Origin of the sequence: Altericista sp. CCNU0014, assembly GCF_044923475.1 — a bacterium.
GTDB lineage: Bacteria > Cyanobacteriota > Cyanobacteriia > Thermosynechococcales > Thermosynechococcaceae > JAAURS01.
The window spans coordinates 3,111,311-3,133,476 of sequence record NZ_CP137338.1; the positions used below are offsets into that span (position 1 = coordinate 3,111,311).

Consider the following 22,166-nt stretch of genomic DNA (forward strand, 5'->3'; position numbering starts at 1 on the left):
CGGGTGATTGATGGTGAAGTGGGATGACGATGTTTACAATATTCCGGCATATCCGGTGACGGATGCTGCTCGGTATTTGCGTATCCCTCTGGCGACGCTGCGTACTTGGCTTCAGGGACGCTCCTATCTCACGAAAAACGGTCAGCAAGCCTTTGAGCCGCTGATCCAGCGACCTAGCCCAGACTTACCTCAACTCTCGTTCACCAATCTTGTAGAGGCTCACGTCCTGCGAAGTATTCGAGAAATTCATGGGATCAAACTGGATAAAGTTCGTAAAGCCCTGGACTATATGGGTCAGCAGTTTGACACAACCCATCCACTTGTCATGAAACGGTTCCAGACGGATGGAGTTGACCTGTTTGTGGACGAGATGGAGCGGCTGGTAAACGTGTCTAGAGCTGGTCAGCTTGCTATGCGAGATACCCTAAAAGGTCTGCTTACTCGGGTTGAATGGGATGCCAATGGTCTTGCAACCCGCTTTTTTCCGATTATTGAAGTGGTGCCCGATCCGGTAAGCGACAAAATTATTTTTCTCGATCCCTCTATCCGCTTTGGTAAGCCTGTGATTGCGGGGAAAGGGGTTCCCACCGATATCATCGCTGAACTTTATAATGCTGGCGATTCCATCGATGATATTGCCGATGAATATGACTGCACACCGCTTCAGATTAAGGCTGCTATCCATTTCGAACCTCAATATAGAGCCGCGTGACCCCCTCTGCCCAGCCTGTTTTCTTCATTGATTGGTGTTTTGGTAAGACGTTAGTGTCCTGAGTTTTTCGCCATAGAGGCCAAAGCGTGAAAAGGTCTGAGGATAAGAGATTCAGGCCAACAGAGAATGGATATCGTCACACGCAAAGCCCAAATACTGCGGGTTCAAACCCAAAATCCATATCCAGAGTTGAACGAAGTCCTACAGGAAAAACTGAATACAGAGGTTCTGGGGGTTACGCAAAGCGTCTTAGAAGCAGCTCTGTGCGAAGAATTACAAGAGCATCTCAATCAGCTTGCGGGAGAACGACCTCGTCGGTCTGGCTACTTCAAGCGAGTCCTTGATAGCGAATACGGGCGCATCGAATCCTTGTCGGTACCCAAGCTGCGCCATGGGAACAGAGACCGAGACTGGCAAATCTTGGGGCGCTATCAACGGGGCCTTGGCAGTCTATTAAACTTTTGTCTAAGTCTGTATGTCATGGGCCTGTCCTTGCGAGACTTGCAAGAAGCGCTCTATCCATTACTCGGGGCTGTATTATCGGTCAATGCCATCAACCGAATCACAGAAGCCGCTCAACAGCAGATGAATCAACGGCGCACGGCAAAAATTACCACTGCTGTACCCATTTTGCTTGTCGATGGTGTTTGGGTGAGAATTCAATATGCAAGCGGGGAAACCTTTGAAGACCAAGCTGGACATGTGCGCGCCTTGCGTCAAGCCGAAGAACGGGTTGTTTTAGTGGCAATGGCCATTTATCCAGATGGCACTCGTGAAATCTTGCACTATGAGATTGCCGAGAGTGAATCTCAATTCGCCTGGGAGTCTTTTTTCAAGGGTTTACAGGAGCGTGGATTGAAGCTTGATGGGGTTGAGGTTGTCGTCAGTGATGGGACCAATGGATTGCCCGCTGTGCTCAAAGCCTGGGTACCTCAGGCCCAGCATCAACTGTGCATCACTCATAAAATCAGGGCAATGCTGCGTCATCTGGGCTATGAGAATTTATCCATCCAAGATGCGCAAGGTCAGACCCTAGACCTTCCAGAAGCAAAGAAGCTTCGCTATACCCAGATTAAGACTGACGCCTATGACATCTATAAAACCGATGATTGGATGGAAGCCATTGAGCGATTGGTGGTCTTTGTCGAGACTTGGCAGTCTGTTGAACCTAATGCCATCCGCTCCTTTTTGAGAGATATTGTTTTGACCTTTAATTTCTATGATTTGAACCCATCCTTATATCCACTCGTCCGAACCACTAATGCGCTCGAACGATTGTTTCGAGAGTTTAGGAACAAGTCCGATGAAATTGGTGCGTTCCCCAATGAAGACAGTTGTTTGACCATTTTCTTCTTGGTCTTACAGCGTGACCATACCAAGCATGACCGTCTCAAATCTGTGGCGAAAAACTAGGGACACTAACGGTAAGACGGTCGTAAACGCCCTAAGGATCGTGGATTAAATAACCTCCAGAATTAAGCTTTTTGAGGCTTGGCGGTGTAATTCCATTTTGGCAGGTAAGCATCAAAAACGATTTCCATTGATTCCTTAAACGCCTGGGTGACTTTTCGCCCCGTTTGATACACCTTATCTAATACCGTCGCCAAGACCTTCAGACCCGTTTTCGTCTTGGCTTTACCCATCAAATCTTTAACAGTTTCCACCGACTCAAAAATGACACCTTCACACACCCGTGTCAGATGAGGGAACAGACGATGCTCAATGGGATTGTGTTTTGAGGTATACGGTGGATAGTGGGCAATGCGAATCTCAATCCCCAATTCATTGACCAATGTCTGTAAATCTTGCTTAAACAGATAGTGGCGTGAACTGTTAGACCCGCCTCCATCACAGAGGATCAAAATAGAACTGGCCTTCGGATACTCCATGGAACCGTAATGATTCCACCAGTAGCGAATCGAGTCACAGGCAAACTCTCCCGTGTCATGACTGACCCCAATCTGCACATAGCCGATGTTCAGGTCTAAGTCGTATAGTCCATGGGGAATGGCAACCCCCTCTGCCAGGGATGGCCAATCATGGTCAAGCACCTGAATCTCTTGTTGGGTATACAAACGACCCTCTCGATACAGGAGTCCAATCAACTCTTTTTTTTAGTGTCCATGCTTAAAACCGGATGACCTGAGTCTTGATAGGTTTTTCTAAGATTCCTGATGTTTTCAAACTGTTCGTTACGATGGGCGGTTTCTCCTGTAGACAGTCGTTTCTGAGCTTTGCGTTTGCGATAATGATGCTTTTTAAGCAATTGGTCAACGAGGGTAACGCTGATGGCTTTTCCGTCAACTTCGATCAACTGAGCAATCTCTTGACGCTTGAGATTTGTCCATTTCTGCCCCTCATCCATCGGCGACCCTGCGGTGTGCGCCTCTAGCACCTCAATAAAGACTTCATCCAGTCCCTCGACGGTCTCAAAGGCTGATTTGCGTCCCCCGCCTTTTGCCCGAATCCCCGCCTGATTCATGGCCACTAAATCATCCAACTCTGATAGCCCCAATCGAATCGTGTAATAATCACACCCAAACAGAGCGCTAATGTACGATATTCCACCCCATCCCAGTTTCGCAGCTTCGATGGCCCCATAACGACGACGATCCTTTTCATTTAAGGACTTGTAAAGCCGTTGCATTTGCTGCTCAATAGCGAAGGGGTAGGGATTCATCTAAAAACAGATAAGGAAAGGATCTTCAAGCTATCACGCTTCCTATATTCTGGAGGTTATTTAGGGCTTGCTGAAAAAGTCATTTCAGACTGAGATTGGCAACGCGATCGCCAATTCAGACATAGCTGGATATGAATGCTCAGTAATGGACACAAAGGACATCGATTCTCCCATCGTCAGCTGAGCGGCTTCGTCACGCTCCATCCCGCCATGAAGGACTTGCAGACACAGATCGAAAAGCCAAAAAAGCAAGGCTAAGAGCCCAGCGAGCCAACGCTCCAAATTGAGCACGAGAAACGTAATCGCAATGGCACTTTGAGCCGTGTGGGCCAATTTCGCCATCACCCGTGCCAGAGAAAAGCGTCGCTTGGCCTGACCAAACTTACCTTCAATCCAGACCCGGACTTTCTCATCTTGACGCGCCTGTCGCTTGAGTTGAGCCTGCACCGATGGGTCTTGCTTCGGCCTGCCCAAAGGCGGGCCACTCAATCGGATACCACGCGCCTTACACCAACTGCGATTGGCGCGAGTGCGATAAATCTGGTCGGCATGAACCGACTCGGGATAGCAGCCAAACCGAGCCCGATAAGCTTCCACCTGGTCTTGGAGATGGGTCGACTCATTGAAATTGTCCCAACTGAGCCGGTCTAGAAACACACAGCCGTTGATACAACTGACCGATAGCTTTGCACCAAACTCCACGGGCACGCCTGCTTTGCCACGCACAATGGGCCTCACATGGGGCTGGGCGATGCTCACAATCCGGTCATCGATGCGACGGATGTTGGCGTCAAACATGGCTCGTTGTTGCCTGACGACTTCAGTGATGACCAACAGCAGGCGATACTGACGCCGACTCAGTTGTGCCAAGGATGCCCCAGCTGTTATGAGGATATCAATATGCTTGAGATTGCGACCCAGATAGTTGAGTTGCTGACGAATCCCTTTTCTCCTGAGTTGACGGCTGGGTTTTCGTTGCTTCGAGATGGATAGATACGCTTTGCGCGCGAGCTTTCGGTAGGTGCGAGGCTTGGTCTTAAATTGGTCGCTCACTTGGACGTAGAGGGCATCTAGGATGGCTTCGCTCTGCTCTCTAGCCTCATTCAATAAGCTCAAGTCGCTCGGGTAGCGAATATCCGCAGGGGCACAGGTCGCATCTAAGATGAGCTGCCCTTGATTGGGGGAGGGTGGCTCATCGTCATCACGGTCTGATTCAGATGCTGCTTCACTCGATACCGCCATCTGTGATTCAGTAGCTTCTGCCACTCCTTGCATCTTCTGCACGACGGCTTCGTTGACCTGACCCACTAGCTCCAGACTCAGGCGTTTGCGAAAGTGAACCAACAGGGATGAGTCAAATGGCGCTTCATCCCGATACTCGCTAAATCCCAAGAAGTACTGCAAGTATGGGTTCTCGCGGATCTGCTCCACGGTCTCTTCATCGCTGGTGCCGAGCTTCTCTTTGATGATGAGGGTTCCCAATGCGACTCGAAACGGTTTGGCTGGTGCGCCCATCGTGGCACTAAACTGGTCGGCATAACTCGCTTCTACTGTTTCCCACGGGATGAGTTTAGCCAGCTTTACCCAGCGATTGTCACGGGACAATTTGCCGCCGAAGGGCAGGTAGAAGTTCTCAAAGGACAGTTGGCCTGGGGGTGAAGTCCGATACATGCCGACTCAAGTGCAAGGGGTTTGACTATTTTTCGCCTTTTTTCTTGCACTTTTCAACCCCCTTGTTCGGACAGATGAACTGTAATCCCTACGTTCTATACTTTTTCAGCAAGCCCTATTTAATCCTCGATCCTAAGAGAAACAGGAGCCTTGATAGAACATCACGGCGACCACTTCGAGCAAAATGCGCCGGATACCGAGTGGCTTCCTGTAGTGGGCGATCGCGGTTGGGTCGTGCTGACCAAAGATAAAGCAATTGCCAAAAATCAATTGGAACTGATGGCGATCGCCCGTGCCGAAGTCAAGGTCTTCATCCTGACATCGGGAAACCTTACCCGTCAGGATATGGCAGACCTATTGGTTGATGTTCTGGGAAAGCTGAAAAAATTTGCGCAAGGTAATCAAGCGCCTTTTATTACCAAAGTCTCTAAAGATAGGCGAGTGGAAATGTGGAAAACTAGGAATCAGCTCCTCAAAATGCTGACTTAAATAAAAACGCGCCCGGATGGGTTCGAACCATCGGCCAACCGCTTAGAAGGCGGTTGCTCTATCCACTGAGCTACGGGCGCAAAGCAGGGGCTGCTCTCCTTTCAGATAATACCCCATGTTTTTCGGTCGCGTCTGCTGGCGAGCTATATTGAGTCTGACCTTAACCCTTGGGGTACCGCGATCTCTATCACTGAAGATGAGGTGTAATTCAACTAGAGTGGGAAAACTAACCCTACAGGCATCTTGACGTACTGCCGAAATGACTCACCACAAGCACGACCTAACCATTCTAGAACTCCGTCTGATTCAGCGCAAACGCGTTCAGCAAAGTTTGGCGATCGCCGCTATTGCCGCGCTCATTTTAGCCAGTTGCAGCAGTCAGCCAGAGATCGATCGAACTGCCGACGAACCGATTGATGCCGTTTTTTATGAAACAGCGCAGCAGTGCGAAGCAGATCTAAAACGGCAAAACCAAACCTATCAGACTCAATTAGCCGCAGCGCAGCGGGGCGAACTCAAGCAAAAGCCCGTCCCCCCCGTAATGAAGCCGGAAGACTGCGCGCCGCAGATGCTGGCAGGCCGTCAAGAGCACGAGCGCACGGCTCCCGTCTATGCCAGCCTGCAAGACTGCCAAGCTGAAGGAGTGCAGTGCGAGCCAGCCGCTTCTTCTGGTGGATCGGGATCGGGCTATCGCCCAGCCTATGGCGGCTCCTATTTTTATCCCTACAGCACGCCGAGCTATAGCTACATCAACCATGGCGGCTCCTATCGGCGAGTCTACGAACCGCGCCCGGTCTATGCCAGTCAAACCCCCGGACAAGTCGTGACGCCCTTTGGTCGAACAGTGGCTAAAACCACAACGGGACGGGTGACGGTGCCCAAACACACCACCTTTCAAGCGCCCCAAAGACCCGCCGGAACCTCAGCGCGGGGCACGATTTCAGGACGCAGCAAGCAGGGGTTTGGTTCGAGCTTTAGAAGTACGGGACGGGGCGGGAAGTAGCCGATGAAAGCCCTGAAAATCTTACGACGCCCCCACTGGAAACAGCATATCCGCGACAACGCTTACCAGGCTGATGCGTTGAGCGATGCCCAGCAAAAATACTGGGTTGAGGCACTCCCGCAGCCCTTTGCGATTCAGTTCGATACCCAGGAGGAAACGGCGATCGCCCGAGCCACTGAGCGACTCTGGGCGATGTGTATTGAATTTTTGGACTGGTTTTTTACAGAAGAAGTACCGGGAGAGGTAGATCGACGCTTAGCGCTCCTGAAAATTCGGCCTGACTATTGGGCTGCCATCAAACAAAGCTGGGATCGGGTTGAGCCTGTGGAGGATTTGACCCTCATGACCCGGTTTGACCTGGTGGTCAACGAAACGGGAGCCATCAAACTCATTGAAATTAATGGCGAAACGCCCTTATTGGGCGCAGAAACGGTTTACCAATGGAATTGGTTCGTCGATTATTGCCGCAACTATCAAAACAGCGCGTTGCCCCTACCGAGCGATGCCAGCCAATTTAATGAGTTTTGGGAGCAGATTGCGGGGCAATGGCGCTGGATCGTGGAGGCTTATCACCTCAAGGAAACGGGCATTTCCTTTCTGGTCGATGAACGGCTCGAAGAAGACCTCGAAATGGCGATGCAGCTGATTCAAATTTTGCACGACGAGGTCGATCCTGACATCTATACGCAGGTGGTCTATCTGCGGGGGCTAGAGGATGACAGGGGCACGCCCATTCAGCGCGGGCTAGGGCTAGATGAAGACGGATATTTTGTCGATCACGTCAACGATCGCATTCCGGTGCTGTGGAAAATGTACGACTGGTCGGATCTCCAGAACGATATGGCGAATGCGGGATGCACTGAAGCGTTAGCCCAGCGCTTAGAACAGGGAGATGTAAAGGTTTTAGAACCCCTTTGGAAGCAGGTGCTGTCCAATAAGGGGGCAATGGCGCTGATGTGGGAACGGTTTAAGAACTCGGAGTATCGCCCCTATTTACTAGAAACTTACTTTGACAGTGATGTATCCCTCGAAGCGACGAAGTTGATGCTGAATATGCATGTCAAAAAGCCCCTCCTTGGCATGGAGGGCGTCGGCACGTCCATTGATGTAGGCATGGGCGCCGTGGAGCAGCGGCCTGCGATGGGCTACGGCACCGAGGGCTATATTTATCAAGAATATATCGAGTTACCCCAGGCTTTTGGCTATCACTACGTGGTGGGGAGTTGGGTCATTAATGATGAGCCTGCCGGAATTATTTTGCGGGGCGATACCTCTCGCATTACGGGTCGGCATTGTTCGATCGTTCCGCACATCATTTCCAATGATGGGCTGTATATTTCTGCATCAGCCTGAATTTGCGGCATGTTCAGATAAAGCCATGAAGTCAAACCCTACCCGTCGTCTCTACCTCTGCCAAAACTCTTGGACGCTCGATGAGGCGATCGGCCTAGATCGTGTCATTGCCCCCGAATGTCTTGAACGGGTTCCGGCTCGAGTTCTGACAAATTTTCGGCTGTTACTGGCGCGGGATGTGTATTCGGAGGGGGATGCCCAAGCGCTGTACGACTATATTTGGGCGCGCAAAGGGGAGATGTCGGATGCTTTTCTGAGTATGCTGAACCTCTGGCTTGCCGATGAGCTGAAGCACTATGAAGCTTTGCGTCGGACTTATCGCTGCATTGCGGGGGTGAGCTATGCAGAAATGAATCGCTGTTTTGCAGCCCGCGTCCACGAGACGGAACCCATTGAGCGGGTATTAGAAGACGAATTTACGATGCTGGTGACGCTGATGTTTGATGAGATCGGTTCGGTCTATTCCTATCGGCGCGATTTACGGGAATATTATTCTCATTTTGATGCTGCGGTGCAGCGGGTCGGTCGCTACTTGGTCCAGGATGAAGGGATGCATTTTCAGAATGCGGCGCGAGTGCTGTTATGGGAGCATTCCCATCGGTTACACGAGGTGGAGCCTTTGCTGCAAGACATTGTTGGCCTCGAGAAGAGCTTGAAGCACTACTACAAGACCTTTTTTTTAGATCACGCCCAGGAGCAGTTTCGGTTTCCGAGCTACTTCAGTCAGGTCATTATTCAGGTCGTTTTGGCCCAACTTGGGTTAGGCGATCGCCCTTCTGCTGAGGTGCTGCGATCGCTTTGGCAATGGGTGCCGCAGGGCGATGAACTGGTTCCGGTTGGGATGCAATAGGGGTATGAGCGTGTCAGTCGAAAGGTATTAGTGCTCCTTCTGAACTTTGTGACCGAAGCTCCGACCTTGGCGATCGCACTTCCAGCACCGCTCTGAATATTAATTGCAGTGTCAGTAGAAACTCCAAGGCACGGGACATCGCGCAACCGATCCATTTTTTGAGCTGCTCGACTATGCCAGACACGTAGAGAAATGCAAAAGTATTGACATTGACAGCAAGAAAAGTTAATAAATACGACATTCGAAAAAATCCTGAAATTATCCGCCTATATAGCCCAGATAGCGATATAGGCGGATGCGTATTCGCCTATATGCCGAAAATTAGGATATAGACGGATGCATCTGCCTATATGACCCAAAAGGCTATTTAGATGGATGCTATCCATCTAAATAGCCAAAACAGAGATATAGATGGACAACTATCCGTCCATATGCCAGATTGGACGATATAGGGGGACTGCTATCCGCCTAAATAGCCTACAGGGCGATATGGGTGGATGCTGTCCGTCTATTTAGAGTTAGACCACTAAGAATTCTAAATTTATTGAAGTTTGTTTTTATGAATTCTCAAGAATTACTCAAGCGTTATGCTGTTGGCGAGAGAGATTTCAGTGACGATTCAACTATTTTCGGTGATGATGACTTGGTTGGGGTTGACCTGAGCGGAGCTAATTTGAGTGGCATTAACTTTGATGTTGCCGACATGAGTCGAATTAACTTGAGTGGAGCTAATTTGAGTAGAGCTAGTTTAAGTGAAATTTGTTTGGAAGAAGCCAATTTGAGTGGAGCCAATCTACGCCATGCCTACTTATTCCAATCTGATATGCCCAGTACCAATCTGAGCAGTGCTGACTTGGCTGGTGCCTGTTTGAGTTGCGTCACTGCTGCTGGAGTCAACTTGCATAATGCTAACTTGCGAGGAGCCGACTTGCTAAGTATTGGATTAGGAGGAGCTGATTTGCGAGGAGCTGACTTGAGTAGTGCTACTTTGGAGGGAGCCAACCTGACGAATGCCAATCTGACTGGAGCTATATTGGATGGTACTAATATCGATAAAGTCACTTTCAAAAATACGATCATGCCAGATGGAAGTATTCGGAACAATAACGTTTAAGACAGATTTTGTACAATATTTTTAGTTCAAGTTGCCTTACTGTTCGTGTCTAACTACTCATTGCAGCGGATGGTCGGAACACACGGGTAAGTGGCTTATTTTTCTAGCCACCGCTAAATTCGAGGCCGTTAGACTGCTGAAACACGAAAAGCGGGAATATTGCCAGTATTTTGGTCGCCACTGATGGAGAATTCTAGAGCGATGAAAATGGAAATATTTCGCACTCTCAAATTCAGTCAAGCATGGATGGAGTTAGGAATTATCACACCAGCCAAATTAAAACAACTCGAAGCTGTGTGGGTTACGGGAGAAGATGCGAATATAGAGCATTACCGTTGGGGAGCATTTCTCGATTTCATTAAGTTGCAGACATCACTTGATGAAAAGACTGCGATCGCTCTTTATGAATTAGGAGAGAACGATCCAGATATTGCTATGGGAGGCTCCATGATGGCTCATGTATTGCAACGAAAAGATTGCCCCAGGAGCTTGCTTGAAAGAGGTGTACAATCTGAAAAGAAATTTTTGCAAAAGATTGCGAATGAGAAATTAGCTGCCTTGGAGAAATACAATTGCTGGACAGTCGCAGCAGTACGCAGAAAATTTAGTTGCCTAGGTTAAGATAAAGGGGCACAGTTGAAGCGAGGTCAAGTCCTATGACAGTTCGACAACGACGGTACAGCAAAGAAGAGCTAGCTCAACGGGGGCAAGAACTCTATGAGTCTGGCATTCGACAACAAGTCGAAGCAGGAAATGATGGAAAAATTGTGGCGATCGACATTGAAACCGGAGACTTTGAAATTTCTGACGATACACTGGTTGCTTCTGATAGATTGCTAGAACGGAATCCCGACGCTCAAACTTGGTTTATCCGAATTGGACATCGTGGGGTTCACCGCTTTGGTTGGCATGGGTTGACGACGAAAACATGATTACTGGTGTCGTTAATGTAAATGGAGAAGCAATTGTTCGTATAGTTGTGGGTAATTTGGGTAAGCAAAGAGTTGTAGTCAATGCAATCATCGATACTGGATATACTGGCTTCCTAACTTTGCCACCATCCACAATCGCAGAACTAAATCTCCCTTGGCGTGGTAGTGAAGAGGGTGTTTTGGGAGATGGAAGTACTCAAAGATTTGATGTCTACTCAGCAACAGTCATTTGGGACGGAGAATTTCGCACTATCAAGATTAACGAATCTAATACCAATTCACTGATTGGAGTAGGCTTATTGTATGGATATGAAGTCTGCATTAAAACAATTAACGGTGGAATGGTAACAATCAAAACACTTTCTGAGTGACTGTGATGATTGATTGACGGGTGTGGGTGTTTAATCAGGATAGGGAGAATCCTCACGAATCCCCCCTCCCACACCACCCATCGTGCGACTCCGCAATGGGCGGTTCCAAACTTAACTGCTGGACAAACTGACTGACTTCTTGGCATAACCCTGAACGTTCATCCAAAAGTCGCGGATCGAGAGCAATCCTTGTTTTGCTAACCAATCATTGGTCATTCCCGTCTGCGTCGCCAACGTTCTCGACAATCGCCCATAACCTTTACGACTAAGACCCGTCAAAATCGCATGGCTACGAGATGTTCCCAGTTTCAATAAGTTGCCAATGCGCGTCCTCGGTCTGCGCCATTGTTTCCAATAACACATCCATATGTGTCACCTCAGCCACCCATCTAACTCTGAAATCGGCCCTCGTATCGAGCCAGCAACCGCGCGATCGCAACCGCTGCATTCGTCCGCTGCGGACGCTGGCCTCGATCCCACCAGCCCCAGGCTCGATCCGGCGATCGCCACAGCTCCAAATGCGGCACGCCCGGATCGGCGTAGAACGGATCTCGACCCATTCCCCACCCCTGGCTGCTCCAATGGGTAAAACCGTCGTGACTCAACCGATAAATCGGAAACGTCCCATAGAGCGGCACGCCCCATCCATCCACAGCCACCAGCGCGCGAACAGTGCCGCCCTGCTGCTGCCACGCCCAAGCCGCCCCGATCGCCCCCACAACGCCCGCGCTAAAACCCAAAAGCACCAGCGGTTGAGCGATCGGCAAAGATTGATGCAAAAACTGCAAAACGTGGGGTGACGAAAAAGCCCAATGGCGGGCATCTGGGAAAATATAGGGACGTGGAAGTGCCGCCCTTGAGGGTCCGGGCAACTTTACCGATTGGATTGCGTCCCAAAATGACAGCGTGAGCGCTGGATCGTGAATGCCAGGGCACAGAATGATAGCCATCAATTATTTATATTGTGAAGGATTTTGGGGCAATCTCAACCCATTGTAAAACAGCCCGAAACATCACTCCTAGAGGGGGCAAACCCGCCATCTGTTAAGCAGTAATGCATCCGCTAACACTCCCCTGGGAGGGGATGCTAGGCTGTTGTAAAGCTAAGCTTGAAATAAACCAAGAGGAAGCCCTGTGGTTACGACTCCAGAAAAATTGCAGACACTAAGCCCCGATCGCGCCATCGATGACCGAGTTGCTGTACTGCTGATGGGCTATGGTGAAGTTGAAAAATACGAAGACTTTGCCAACTACAACGAAAAGGCCCTGAATTTACTGACAGCTAAATTTGCGCCAGTGCCAACCTGGGTTTATCCCCCCTTAGCGAAGCTGCTGGCCATGTTCGACCTCCACGAGTGGGGACACACTCACCACAACTTCGTATCGCCCCATAACGCCATTTTCGAGAGGCAAAGAGCGGGCATCGAAGCCGAGCTCCAAGAAAAATGGGGCGATCGCGTCCAAGTCTTCAAAGCGTTCAATTTCTGCGCGCCATTTTTGCCCAATCAGGTGTTGGCAGAAATTAAAGCCCAGGGCTTTACCAAACTGCTGATTTATCCGCTGTTGGTGGTGGATTCGATCTTTACCAGCGGCATTGCCGTCGAGCAAGTCAATCAGGGCTTAGAAGAACTCAGCAATGGGGAAGAACCTTGGATTAGCAGCCTGCGCTATATTCCTTCCTTCTTCGACCAGCCCGACTACATTCAGCTCTTAGTGGAGCGCACCGAGTCCACCATTCGAGAAACCCTGGGGACTCAGTATCTGCCCTCTCAAGTGGGTATCGTGCTCATGAATCACGGGTGCCCCCACAAAGCCAAAGGGTTTGTGTCTGGGATTGCCGAAAGTCAAGCCCTCTACGACAAAACCAGAGAAGCTTTAATGTATCGCTACCCGCTGATTTCGGTCGGCTGGCTCAACCACGACACGCCGTTGATCGACTGGACTCAGCCCGCTGCCGATAAGGCGGCCCGCAACCTGATCGAGCTGGGCGCTAAGGCGATCGTGTTTGTGCCCATCGGGTTTGCGACTGAAAACCACGAGACGCTATTGGACGTCCATCACATCATCCATCAATTAGAAGCCAAACACGATCGGGTCAAATTCGTGCAGATGGACTGCGTCAACGACCATCCAGAGTTTTTGGCAATGGCCGCGCGCTGGGCTATCCCGCAAATTGAGGCCCTGCTAGAGGACCCTGCGGTCCGCACGGCCCGCGAACACAGCCACAGCCACGATGGAGGCCACAGCCACCACCACCATGGCGCAGCGCACCATCACTAAAGGGAGATTGAGACTAGGAGGCGATCGCCTCCGTCTCGCTCCTCAAGCGCCGAGCGGTATCGACTAGGCTTTTGGCCAATTCTTCGAGACGCCCTGCCAACTTTGGATCGGTGATGTTGCCCTCAGCGTCAAACGCCTTCCAAGCTTGACCGATAGCCACCTGCTCGGGAATCATCCAAGCATGAACCCACCGGGTGATAATCCGCAGGTCGTTAAGAGCATTGCTATTGGACTGCCCGCCCAAAATGCTGATGGCTGCCGTCACCTTTCCAGAGAGTTCCTCAAACCCCATCAGATCCAGCGCGTTCTTGAGCACGCCGCTCACGCTGCCGTGGTACTCAGGTGTCGCCAAAATCAGGCCATCGGCTTCGCGAACCGTTGATTTGAGATACTCCACATCTGGGTACTCTGGATAAACATCTCCACCATTACAAAAAGGAAGCCGAAGAACCTGTAAATCTAGCAGCTCGACGCTGGCTCCAAGCCGTTTGGCATTGCCTAAAGCTAACTGCAAAGCCTGCTTTGAGTGAGAACCGGGACGAAGGCTGCCATTGAGTCCGACAATCCGAATCATAACTACAACAAACTCATAACGACTACGTATAAGATAGCAAATCCGATCCCAGATAGTGGGATGTACAGTTGTTAGATTGGGCTTCTCTACACTAGGCTTGAGGAGAGGTAACTGTCAGGGCATCGGGCAATTGCTCTCAAGGGTGGACATTGATACTAAAGCAAAATGCACGACACAAAGCAGCAAAAGCAGCGCATAGGTGGGCGATTATCTTTAGTAGCACTGGGTTTGGTGCTGCTACAGGCAGCACCTGGAATGGCGCAGGCCAAAAAAAACGAAACCTCATACAGCGATTTTATTCGGCAGATTAAAAACGAAGAGGTTCGGGAGGTCAATCTGCTCCCAAACCAAAATCTCGCTAGATATACCTTAAAAAGTCAGCCCAGCAACGCACCCCCTCAAGAGGTACGGCTGTTCAATCAAGACGTGCAGTTAACGCGCTTGCTGCGCAATAAGAATGTCAACTTTACCTACGCGCCGGAAGAAGCCGGCAACCCGGTCGTCAGCATTCTGCTGCACCTGCTGCTGGGATTCTTTTTGCTGAGCTTGCTGCTGATGTTCCTGCGGCGGGCCAGTAACGCGCCTGGCGGGCCGGGACAAATCCTGAACTTCGGCAAATCCAGGGCGCGCTTCCAGATGGAAGCGCAGACGGGGATTTGCTTTGACGATGTGGCAGGCATTGAAGAGGCCAAAGAAGAGCTTCAAGAGGTCGTCACGTTTCTGAAGCAGCCTGAAAAGTTTACGGCAGTGGGCGCGCGAATTCCGAAAGGGGTGCTGCTCGTCGGCCCGCCAGGAACGGGTAAGACTTTGTTGGCCAAAGCGATCGCCGGGGAAGCCAGCGTCCCGTTCTTCAGCATTTCCGGCTCGGAATTCGTGGAAATGTTTGTAGGCGTGGGTGCCTCCCGCGTCCGAGATTTATTTAAAAAGGCCAAAGAAAACGCGCCTTGCCTGGTTTTTATCGATGAAATTGACGCCGTGGGCCGTCAGCGGGGCACGGGTATCGGCGGCGGCAATGACGAACGGGAGCAAACCCTCAACCAGCTCTTGACCGAAATGGACGGCTTTGAGGGCAATACGGGCGTCATCATCATCGCGGCCACCAACCGCCCCGATGTTTTGGACTCAGCCCTCCTGCGTCCGGGTCGGTTCGACCGTCAGGTCATTGTCGATTTACCCACGTACAACGGGCGATTGGGCATTCTAGAAGTCCACGCCCGGACCAAAAAGCTGGCACCGGAGATTTCTCTAGAGGCGATCGCCCGTCGGACCCCCGGCTTCTCAGGGGCAGCGCTCGCGAATTTGCTCAACGAAGCCGCCATTCTCACGGCCCGTCGCCGCAAAGAGTGCATTACCGACCAAGAAATTCTGGATGCCATCGATCGCGTCACCATCGGACTGACCCTGACGCCCTTGCTCGACAGCAAAAAGAAATGGGTGATTGCCTATCACGAAGTGGGCCACGCCCTGCTCATGACCCTGCTGAAAAACGCAGATCCCCTCGACAAAGTTACCATCATCCCCCGTTCCGGCGGCATTGGCGGATTTGCGAAATCCATCATTAAAGACGAAGACCTCGACAGCGGATTGCGGAGTCGGTCTTGGCTGATGGATCGCATTACGATCGCTTTAGGCGGTCGCGCCTCTGAGGTGGAAGTGTTTGGCGATGCCGAAGTGACGAACGGCGCATCGGGCGACGTGCAGTACGTGGCAGACCTCGCCCGCGAAATGGTAACGAAGTTGGGAATGTCCGACTTAGGCAATATGGCCCTAGAGCTAGACGGCGATCGCGAGGTGTTTTTAGGGCGAGACTGGGGTTCGCGCTCGGACTATTCCGAAGAAATGGCGGTCAAGATCGACCAGCAGGTGCGCCAGATCGTGATGCGCTGTTACGAAGAAGCCCGCCGCGTGATTCGAGAGCATCGCCCAGTCATGGAAAAACTGGTCGAAGTTTTGCTCGAAAAAGAAACTATTGAGGGCGAAGATTTCCGCGCCATTGTGGAGCAATACAAACAGCAAACGAAGAAACAACCTGCCCTTAGCGCGAGTTCGGCAATGGCTGTTTCTTATACGGAAGAGTCATTGGAGCTGCCTTTACAATAGATGGGATCCGCCAAACTCACATCCGTATTCCCTCAACTCGCTCATCCATTGGATCGGTGCTTTGTCTGAAATTTCTGCCGCTTATTTTTTGATTGCCCACGGCAGTCGAGATCCGCGATCGCGTCAGGGCTTAGAGGCCTGTGCCACTCTCGTTCGAAATAACCTCGCCGCGCATGGAACGCTAAAACAGCCCGTGCCCTATGTCGGGACAGGCGTACTGGAGTTTGGCGAGCAACCCTTGGCGGTTCAGATTGCTGCGTTTGCAGCCGCTGTCGCCAGAGACGGCATTCGTCAGGTGTTTCTGATCCCCCTTTTTTTGGTGGCTGGCAATCACGTCAATCGAGATTTGCCCGAAGCGATCCATCAAGCCCGATCTGACATGCCTGAAAGCATTTCTCTACAGCTTTGCCCTTTCCTCGGTTCTCATCCCAGCATGGCGCAGCTCTTACAGGAGCGAATGAACGAGCTGCGCTGCGATCGCTGGATTTTGCTAGCTCACGGGACCAAGCGCCCCGGCGGCAACCCGGCCATCGACGCGTTAGCGACTCAGTTGGGTGCCGCGTCTGCCTATTGGGCCACCGCACCTACCCTAGAAGCTCGGCTCCGATCCTTCTCTGGAGGGACGCCCTTACGCGTTGGAATTCTTCCCTACTTTTTATTCACAGGCAGTATTATTGACTCCATTGGCGATCGCGTCGCTCAGCTCCGCGCTGAATATAGCGAACTCGACTTACACCTCGCACGACCGCTGAATCCAAGCCCCTTACTGGCTACGCTTTTATTGGACCGCTGCACTCGTACTTCATCCGTGCCGCAGTAAGCTGCAATGAACCTAAGATGACAAACAATCGAGCCAATGAATTAAATTCTCCGATGGGAAAAGTGTATTTAGTGGGAGCGGGACCGGGAGATCCGGGTCTCATGACGGTCAAGGGAAAAGCCTTACTAGAGCACGCAGACTGCATCATTTACGACGCTCTGATCAGCCCCGCTATTATCGCGATGATGAACCCAAAGGCAGAGCAGATCCATGCGGGCAAGCGACGAGGCCAGCATTCCCTCGTGCAGTCCGAGATTACGGCACTGCTCATCGCAAAGGCTCGCGAGCATGCCGCAGTCGTTCGGTTGAAGGGAGGAGATCCCTTCGTATTTGGGCGAGGCGGCGAGGAAATGGTGGACCTAATCGAGGCCGGGGTTGCTGTTGAAATTGTCCCTGGCATTACGGCTGGCGTCGCTGCGCCTGCCTACGCCGGAATTCCCGTCACCCATCGCAACTACGGCTCTTCTGTAACCTTTGTGACGGGTCACGAGCACGCAGGAAAATACCAGCCCCAAGTGAATTGGCAGGCGATCGCCCGAAGTTCTGACACGATCGTGATTTATATGGGCATCCACAACCTGGCCCATATCTTAGAAGCACTTCAGGCGGGTGGACGCCCCCTCGAAACCCCCATTGCCCTGATCCAGTGGGGAACTTGCCCCAACCAAAGAGAACTAGTCGGAACCTTTGCGACGATTTTGCAGCAAATGGAAGAGACGGGGTTTGATGCCCCGGCGATCGCGGTGGTCGGCGATGTGGTCAGCCTTCACGAGCTGATAGCCCGACCGTCGCTGCTTCCTGTCATCTGATTCATTGCAATGGAATCGCGGTATTACTTTTGAGCCCAGGCTTGCTTCCAATCGCGCATCTGCTTGATTTCCGTCTGCTGCGAAGCAATGATATTTTGAGCCAGCTTCTGGATGTCGGGGCGCTTAGACTTGCCCAAAACCTCTTTCGCCATCGCGATCGCCCCTTCGTGGTGAGGAATCATCGCATTAATAAAACGCAAGTCAAATCCAGCATCAGCCGCACCTAAATCTTGGCTCATCATCATGCTCTGTTTCTGGGATGGCGACATTGCCATCATGTGACCCATCTCAGCACTCCAAGCCATCGGCGTACTGCTCTCTTTGGGATACCAAGCTTTTCGCCACTGCTTCATTTGAGCGATTTCCCGATTCTGGGCCTGAATGATGTCTTTAGCTAATTTTTGAAGCTGAGGGCGTTTCGCCTTCTGCTGCGCTTCTTTGGCCATCACCACTGCGCCCTCGTGGTGGGGAATCATGGCATCAATAAAGCGCAGATCGAGGTTTTCATCCGCCGGACCTAGATCCATGGACATATTGTGTCCCATACCACCACGATTGCCTTGCCCCTTCATCGCACCTGAATCCACCCTGGTGGGGCTTGGCGCTTGGGCTTGGGTTTTAAAGTCAACATTACAGGATACGAACAAACTGCTGAGCGGAACCGTTACTGCCAATCCGAGCAGTAGACCTGCTTTTTTAAAGTGATTTATCATCGCCGTCAGACCTTTTATTCAAAATCAAAGTCATTATCTTAAACTCTCCCCTCAGCGAGAGAGTCAATTGAGTTTTTGCAAAATCCACTACAGATGTAACGAGCGTTAATTTGAACGATAATAGAGCCTTAATCGAGCCTCGATTCCACTTATTCGGGACTATCTTCGATTCGCAGGTCAATAATGCAGTGGTTCCTGGCGCTCTATATCATTGTCAATCTTTTAGCGGCGGTCATTTGCACCACCATTGCAATTTTGGTCCCGCAGCGTATCGCTCAGGCAGATTGGGGATTTCGTTTGTTTGCGCTGATGACGGCATTGTGGTGCGCGACCTCCGGCCTATTTTTCCTCAACCATAGCCTTGACGATTTTTGGATCTGGACCGGAATCCAGGTGTTTCCATACGTTACGATTCCCGTCCTGTGGTTTTACTTTATTTTGCAATTTACCGGAGATCGAACCCCTCCTCCGGTCTTATTATTTTTGGTCCCTTGCCTAACGCTAGCAATTTACTGGAACCCTGATTGGTCTTCGCTGATGTGGAGCATTACGGAGGAAGACTGGCTATTCGGAATCTCAATTGCGCATTACGAACGCGGCTCGTGGTTCCGCTTTATCCACGTTCCCTATAGCTATGCCTTAATTGTCCTGGGCCACGGCTATTTAATCCGCGCGATGTGGCAGAGTAGAAAAAATCAAAGTAGGCCTTTATTCCTTTTGCTTTTATGCGGGCTTACGCCTCTTCTTCTCAACATTCTAACGCTTTCACCACTTTACGATCCTTTCCGTTTTTTCGATTTGACGCCGATCGGGCTGTCTCTCAGTAGCGTGCTTTTTTGTTGGGGACTCTCTCACTATCAACTCCTTCAGCGATCGCCTTTAGCTTACCAACAGATTTTTGCCAGCTTGAAGGCTTCTATTTTAGTGGTCGATCCGCACTACCGCTTAATTGAGTTCAACGCTGCCGCAGAAGCGTTACTGGAATGCACTCAAGATTCAATTGGAGCGTCGGCAAAAACGCTCGTTACATTTTTGCAAGCGTCGGATTGGGACCAGCTCAAAGTTAGAGGTCAAATAGAGATACTGGCCCTTCATCAATACTTTCAGGTCGAGCAAATCTCTATTTTTCGGAAACAAAAGCTCTTGGGCTATATCCTCAACATTTTAGATATTACAGAATCTCGACAGCTTCAGGAACAAATCTTGCAGGGTGCATTGCTTTACGACGCCCTAACGGGACTCCCGAATCGCACTTTATTCTCAGATCGACTCGAACAAGTCATCAAATATTGCAATCGCGACGCTGAATCTTCGTTCGCCATTGCTTTCCTCGATATCGATCGCTTCAAAATTATCAACGATTCCCTGGGGCATATTGTAGGAGATCGGGTGCTGATGGAAGTAGCCCGACGGCTGCAATCGTGCCTGCGCAGCGAAGATACCGTTGCTCGTTTTGGCGGAGACGAGTTTGCCATTCTCGCGGCCAATGCCCATCCCAGAAATATTGAATTTCTGTGCGAAAGGCTGCAACAGAAAATCAAAGAGCCGATTTATCTGGGAACGCATCAAATCGTAACCAGTGCCAGTATTGGAATTGCGTTTGGATCCTCTCAGGTCAGTCCCGATCGCCTGATTCAAAATGCAGACATTGCGATGTACCAAGCAAAAGCCAATGGCAGAGGCACGTTCTCGATTTTCGATCAAAGCTTAGGCAGCCAAACCATTCACCGAATGGAGTTGGAAGTATCTTTGCGTCAAGCGCTAGAGCGCAAAGAATTTTTCTTGGTTTTCCAGCCAGTTATTGAAATAAGTAACCGTCGGCTGAGGGGATTCGAAGCATTATTGCGGTGGCAGCATCCAGAGCACGGATTAATTTTGCCATCGGTCTTCATTCCCATTGCAGAGGAGATGGGCATCATTGCGACTTTAGACGGATGGGCGCTTCAAACAGCATGCCAGCAGCTCCGTCAATGGCAAGAGCGGCATCCAAGGCAAAATCTGACGATGAGCGTTAATTTATCCAGTGCAAATTTTATGTTTGCCAACCTCGTCGAGACGATCGTGCAGGTATTGCAGGCGACGCAAGTATCAGGCACGAGCCTCAAGCTCGAGATTACAGAAAGCATCGTCATGAAGGACCCCGAAGCGAGTGCCAGCGTTTTGGAGAAACTTCAAGCCCAGGGGGTGGGGATTCTGTTAGACGATTTCGGGACCGGTCATTCTTCCTTGAGTTACCTGCACCAACTTCCCCTGGAGGGTTTAAAAATAGACCGTTCCTTCGTGCAGGAGGCTCAGTACAGCCAACAAAGCATGGAAATTATTAAAACCATTATTTCGTTGGCCCGAGGACTCAAGCTAAACCTCATTGCCGAAGGGGTCGAAACGGATGACCAATGTCAGATGCTGCGAGAATTGGGCTGCGAGTTCGGTCAAGGTTATTTATGGTGGAGGCCTTTGACTGAAGGGGATGCCGACCGGGCGATCGCAGAACAATTGCTCTCCTTTCGACCCTTGCTGAAAGAACCGTAAGACTGCTCTGAAACTCCGTGAGAGGGAACGGAGCTATTCTTTCTCCCTCAAACGGATTGGAGTTGGCTGGAAATTCGCTGTAAAGTCCGATCGTTTTCCGCTGGCGTGCCGATTGTAATGCGAAGACCGCCACCTGTAAAACGGATGGACGTGCCGAGCTGTCTGAGTTGATGGCGCAAATTCTCGGTTTCGGCCTCGGTTTCTAGCCAGGCATAGATGAAATTAGCAGCGCTGGGCCGCAGTTGCAATCGAGGCAGTTGCGAGAGAGCGGCGTACATCCGATCGCGTTCCCGCATCAGTTCTGGAATGCTTTGCAAAAGCTGGGCGCGGTGGGTTAGGGCAAGCTGAGCCGCCGCTTGAGACATGGCTGGCAGATTGTAGGGCAACCGCACTTTTTCGAGAACCTGAATAAGAGTCGGCTGGGCGATCGCATAGCCCACGCGATGGGCTGCCAGTCGAAACGCCTTGGAGAAGGTACGCAAAATCACCCAGTTGGAGCGGTGGGCGATTTCCGCGACCAAAGTCTGTTGGCTGAATTCAAAGTAAGCTTCATCGATCGCGACCAGAATATTGGGCGGAAGCTGCTTCAGCCAATCAATTTCGGTCCTCGTCAGCGGGTTCCCCGTCGGAGAGTTGGGATGCACCACAAACACCACGCGCACTGGCGTTGAAGTGGAAGAACTAACGGCGGCTTCGGCCTCTCGCAAATCCAAGGCAAACGCCTCGGTGCGACGAATGCGCGCGACCGGAATGCCGAGCGTTTGGGCCAGGATGGCATACATGGAAAACGTAGGCTCGGCCACCAATATCGAACCCTGTCCGCCCAGACACGTTGCAATCAGCAAAGAGCGAATCAGTTCGTCGGACCCATTGCCAACGGAGATCTGCCTGGGGTCGATCTGTACCGAATCGGTAGCAGATTCGGTGACGTAGGCGGCGATCGCCCTTTTCAGGGCATCGTGTTCCCCATCTGGATAGCGATTGGCTTCAATCTGGTGCTGATAGGTCCACGCTAACTTTTGCTTCAGCTCGACAGGCAAATCGTAGGGGCACTCATTGGTATCCAGCCGATCGACGGCGAGATTGGGTTCGCCTTCTGCTTCGGGGTGGGGCGTATAGGCATTGAGCTGGGCTAGATCGGAGCGCAGGAATGGCAGCATGGCAGT

General features: G+C 51.0%; 20 protein-coding genes, 1 tRNA gene and 1 pseudogene. 15 read left to right on the top strand and 7 right to left on the bottom strand.

Going from position 1 to position 22,166, the window contains the following annotated elements:
* Positions 1-10 precede the first annotated feature (10 nt).
* Both R6H26_RS15065 and R6H26_RS15070 read left to right on the top strand, forming a co-directional pair.
* Positions 11-712, top strand: a complete 702-nt coding sequence (locus tag R6H26_RS15065; RefSeq protein ID WP_404783410.1) for a DUF433 domain-containing protein — start codon at positions 11-13, stop codon at positions 710-712.
* Between the two features lie 126 nt (positions 713-838).
* Positions 839-2,125, top strand: coding sequence for a transposase (locus tag R6H26_RS15070; protein ID WP_404783412.1), 1,287 nt, complete (start codon positions 839-841; stop codon positions 2,123-2,125).
* 62 nt (positions 2,126-2,187) lie between these two features.
* Here R6H26_RS15070 and R6H26_RS15075 read toward each other — a convergent pair.
* Positions 2,188-3,392: pseudogene (locus R6H26_RS15075) on the bottom strand (ISAzo13 family transposase).
* An 84-nt stretch (positions 3,393-3,476) separates the two neighbouring features.
* Positions 3,477-5,063, bottom strand: a complete 1,587-nt coding sequence (locus R6H26_RS15080) for an IS5 family transposase (RefSeq protein ID WP_404783413.1) — start codon at positions 5,061-5,063, stop codon at positions 3,477-3,479.
* 129 nt (positions 5,064-5,192) lie between these two features.
* Between R6H26_RS15080 and R6H26_RS15085 the strand changes: the two genes are divergently transcribed.
* Positions 5,193-5,552, top strand: a complete 360-nt coding sequence (locus R6H26_RS15085; protein WP_404791336.1) for a hypothetical protein — start codon at positions 5,193-5,195, stop codon at positions 5,550-5,552.
* Between the two features lie 7 nt (positions 5,553-5,559).
* On the opposite strand, the gene R6H26_RS15090 is transcribed toward R6H26_RS15085, so the two are convergent.
* A tRNA-Arg gene (locus R6H26_RS15090) sits at positions 5,560-5,632 on the bottom strand.
* A 179-nt stretch (positions 5,633-5,811) separates the two neighbouring features.
* Here R6H26_RS15090 and R6H26_RS15095 point away from each other — a divergent pair.
* From R6H26_RS15095 to R6H26_RS15125, 7 genes are all read left to right on the top strand, one after another.
* On the top strand, positions 5,812-6,555 hold the full coding sequence (locus tag R6H26_RS15095; protein ID WP_404783415.1) for a DUF1190 domain-containing protein: 744 nt from the start codon (positions 5,812-5,814) through the stop codon (positions 6,553-6,555).
* Between the two features lie 3 nt (positions 6,556-6,558).
* Positions 6,559-7,908, top strand: coding sequence for a glutathionylspermidine synthase family protein (locus tag R6H26_RS15100; RefSeq protein WP_404783417.1), 1,350 nt, complete (start codon positions 6,559-6,561; stop codon positions 7,906-7,908).
* Positions 7,909-7,933: 25 nt separating this feature from the next.
* Positions 7,934-8,758 (top strand): hypothetical protein, encoded by an 825-nt coding sequence (locus R6H26_RS15105; RefSeq protein WP_404783419.1) that lies wholly within the window; start codon positions 7,934-7,936, stop codon positions 8,756-8,758.
* A gap of 559 nt (positions 8,759-9,317) precedes the next feature.
* Positions 9,318-9,872, top strand: coding sequence for a pentapeptide repeat-containing protein (locus R6H26_RS15110; protein WP_404783420.1), 555 nt, complete (start codon positions 9,318-9,320; stop codon positions 9,870-9,872).
* A 183-nt stretch (positions 9,873-10,055) separates the two neighbouring features.
* Positions 10,056-10,493: a hypothetical protein gene (locus R6H26_RS15115; RefSeq protein WP_404783422.1), complete on the top strand. Its 438-nt coding sequence runs from the start codon at positions 10,056-10,058 to the stop codon at positions 10,491-10,493.
* A 35-nt stretch (positions 10,494-10,528) separates the two neighbouring features.
* Positions 10,529-10,804, top strand: coding sequence for a hypothetical protein (locus R6H26_RS15120; RefSeq protein WP_404783424.1), 276 nt, complete (start codon positions 10,529-10,531; stop codon positions 10,802-10,804).
* Positions 10,801-11,175, top strand: a complete 375-nt coding sequence (locus tag R6H26_RS15125; RefSeq protein ID WP_404783425.1) for a hypothetical protein — start codon at positions 10,801-10,803, stop codon at positions 11,173-11,175. The genes R6H26_RS15120 and R6H26_RS15125 overlap by 4 nt, the downstream gene beginning before the upstream one ends.
* 389 nt (positions 11,176-11,564) lie before the next feature.
* On the opposite strand, the gene R6H26_RS15130 is transcribed toward R6H26_RS15125, so the two are convergent.
* Positions 11,565-12,125 (bottom strand): hypothetical protein, encoded by a 561-nt coding sequence (locus tag R6H26_RS15130; RefSeq protein WP_404783427.1) that lies wholly within the window; start codon positions 12,123-12,125, stop codon positions 11,565-11,567.
* 184 nt (positions 12,126-12,309) lie between these two features.
* Here R6H26_RS15130 and R6H26_RS15135 point away from each other — a divergent pair, with 184 nt between their 5' ends.
* On the top strand, positions 12,310-13,455 hold the full coding sequence (locus R6H26_RS15135; RefSeq protein WP_404783429.1) for a ferrochelatase: 1,146 nt from the start codon (positions 12,310-12,312) through the stop codon (positions 13,453-13,455).
* A gap of 13 nt (positions 13,456-13,468) precedes the next feature.
* On the opposite strand, the gene R6H26_RS15140 is transcribed toward R6H26_RS15135, so the two are convergent.
* Positions 13,469-14,029: an NADPH-dependent FMN reductase gene (locus tag R6H26_RS15140; RefSeq protein ID WP_404783431.1), complete on the bottom strand. Its 561-nt coding sequence runs from the start codon at positions 14,027-14,029 to the stop codon at positions 13,469-13,471.
* Between the two features lie 165 nt (positions 14,030-14,194).
* On the opposite strand from R6H26_RS15140, the gene ftsH reads away from it, so the two are divergent.
* The 3 genes from ftsH to cobA all read left to right on the top strand — a co-directional run bounded on the left by ftsH (position 14,195) and on the right by cobA (position 17,758).
* Positions 14,195-16,129 (top strand): ATP-dependent zinc metalloprotease FtsH, encoded by a 1,935-nt coding sequence (gene ftsH, locus R6H26_RS15145; RefSeq protein WP_404783433.1) that lies wholly within the window; start codon positions 14,195-14,197, stop codon positions 16,127-16,129.
* Between the two features lie 61 nt (positions 16,130-16,190).
* Complete coding sequence (locus R6H26_RS15150) at positions 16,191-16,949, top strand: sirohydrochlorin chelatase (RefSeq protein WP_404783434.1); 759 nt, start codon at positions 16,191-16,193, stop codon at positions 16,947-16,949.
* A gap of 17 nt (positions 16,950-16,966) precedes the next feature.
* A complete protein-coding gene (gene cobA / locus R6H26_RS15155) occupies positions 16,967-17,758 on the top strand; it encodes a uroporphyrinogen-III C-methyltransferase (RefSeq protein ID WP_404783436.1) in 792 nt (263 codons plus the stop codon).
* 23 nt (positions 17,759-17,781) lie between these two features.
* On the opposite strand, the gene R6H26_RS15160 is transcribed toward cobA, so the two are convergent.
* Positions 17,782-18,471, bottom strand: a complete 690-nt coding sequence (locus R6H26_RS15160; RefSeq protein WP_404783438.1) for a DUF305 domain-containing protein — start codon at positions 18,469-18,471, stop codon at positions 17,782-17,784.
* Positions 18,472-18,654: 183 nt separating this feature from the next.
* On the opposite strand from R6H26_RS15160, the gene R6H26_RS15165 reads away from it, so the two are divergent.
* Positions 18,655-21,000 carry an EAL domain-containing protein gene (locus R6H26_RS15165; RefSeq protein ID WP_404783440.1) on the top strand — a complete coding sequence of 782 codons (2,346 nt, stop codon included), beginning with the start codon at positions 18,655-18,657 and terminating at the stop codon, positions 20,998-21,000.
* Between the two features lie 47 nt (positions 21,001-21,047).
* Here R6H26_RS15165 and R6H26_RS15170 read toward each other — a convergent pair whose 3' ends face one another.
* Positions 21,048-22,160, bottom strand: coding sequence for a histidinol-phosphate transaminase (locus R6H26_RS15170; protein WP_404783442.1), 1,113 nt, complete (start codon positions 22,158-22,160; stop codon positions 21,048-21,050).
* Positions 22,161-22,166: the final 6 nt, after the last annotated feature.